The 1,439-nt window shown below is 66.6% G+C and carries 1 protein-coding gene; it reads right to left on the bottom strand.

Annotated elements, in window-relative coordinates:
* Positions 1–1,439: MMPL family transporter (locus ACFXGJ_RS24420; RefSeq protein ID WP_378625859.1), on the bottom strand; the 1,439-nt coding region annotated here is incomplete at both ends.

Here is a 1,439-nt window from a genome sequence, read left to right as displayed (position 1 = left end):
AGGTAGTCGATGGTCGCGGCCGAGTCGTTGCGGTCGACCAGACCGGCCTTGAACACCGTCACCCCGTCCTTGGTGGGGTTGTTGACGGTGAACTTCTCGACCAGCCCGGGGGCCGCGCTGGCCTCCTTGACGATCTGGGTGATCTGCGAGCCCTGGGCGCCCTCGATCACCAGCTTGACCGGCTCGGACCGGGAGTTGGGGAACAGGTCGTTGAACTCGCCCTGCGCGACGCGGGTCGGGTTGTCGGGCGGCAGGTAGGTCTCGTTGATGCCACCGAACTTGATGTTCGCGATCGGGATGGTCAGCAGCAGCAGACCGATCACGATCGGGATCGACACCTTGAGCGGGTGCTTCATCACCCACTGGGTCAGCCGACCCCAGATGCTGTTCTCGATCTCCTCGGTGGTCTTGGTCTTGCGCATGAACTTCAGGCCCAGCGCGTCGACCCGCCGCCCGAGGATCCCGAGGATCGCGGGCAGCACGGTCACCGAGATCAGCGCGGCGAGGATGACCGCGGCGATGGCGCCGTAGGCGACGGACTTGAGGAAGCCCTGCGGGAAGATCAGCAGGCCGCCGAGGCTGGCGACGATCATGGTGGCCGAGAAGATGACGGTCCGGCCGGCGGTCGTCACGGTCCGCCGGACGGCGTCGCCGGTGCTGTAGCCCTCGGCGATCTCCTCACGGAACCGGCTGACCATGAACAGGCCGTAGTCGATCGCCAGGCCCAGGCCGATCAGCGAGACCACCGGCACGACGAACGCGTTGACCTCGGTGAACTGGGTGAACAGTTTGACCACGCCGTTGGCGGCGATGATGGTCAGACCGCCCACGATCAGCGGCAACGCGGCCGCGACCACGCCGCCGAAGATGAAGAACAGCAGCACCCCGACCGCGGGGATGGCCATGATCTCCATCCGGTGCACGTCGTTGGCCATCGTGTCGTTGAGGGTGCCGGTGACCGGTTGCAGACCGGTCAGCTGCACGTCCACGCCGGGGATGTAGAACTGGTCGCGGACCTTCTTGAAGTTGGCGGCGACCTCGGTGTCGTTGGCGCCGGCGATGCCGACGCTGGCGAGGGCGTGTTCCTTGCTGGCGTCGGTGAACAGGGCCAGCTTCGTCGACCAGTAGCTGCCGTTGACCTTGAGGATCTGCTCCGGGTTGTCGCGCGCGAGCTGATCGAGGTGCTGGGTGATCTTCGCCGCGAACGCCGGGTCGTCGACCGTCTTGCCCTCGGGCGCGGTGAACAGCAGCACCACGTCGGCGTTGGTGTCGCGCCCGAAGGTGCCGTCCGCGAGCTTCGCGGCGGCCACCGACTCCGACCCGGGATCGTCCCAGCCGCTCTGGCTCAGGTTGTTTTCCAGACCGAGGCCGTACGCCCCGAGACCGAGCATCAACGCGACCATCACACCGATCACGGTGAATCGGAGGCGGTAGACGAG

The organism is Rhodococcus sp. NPDC059234 (assembly GCF_042754225.1).
Taxonomy (GTDB): domain Bacteria; phylum Actinomycetota; class Actinomycetes; order Mycobacteriales; family Mycobacteriaceae; genus Rhodococcus_G.
Note: the sequence above shows the minus strand (reverse complement) of the source record. Positions and strands in the feature narration are given on the sequence as shown.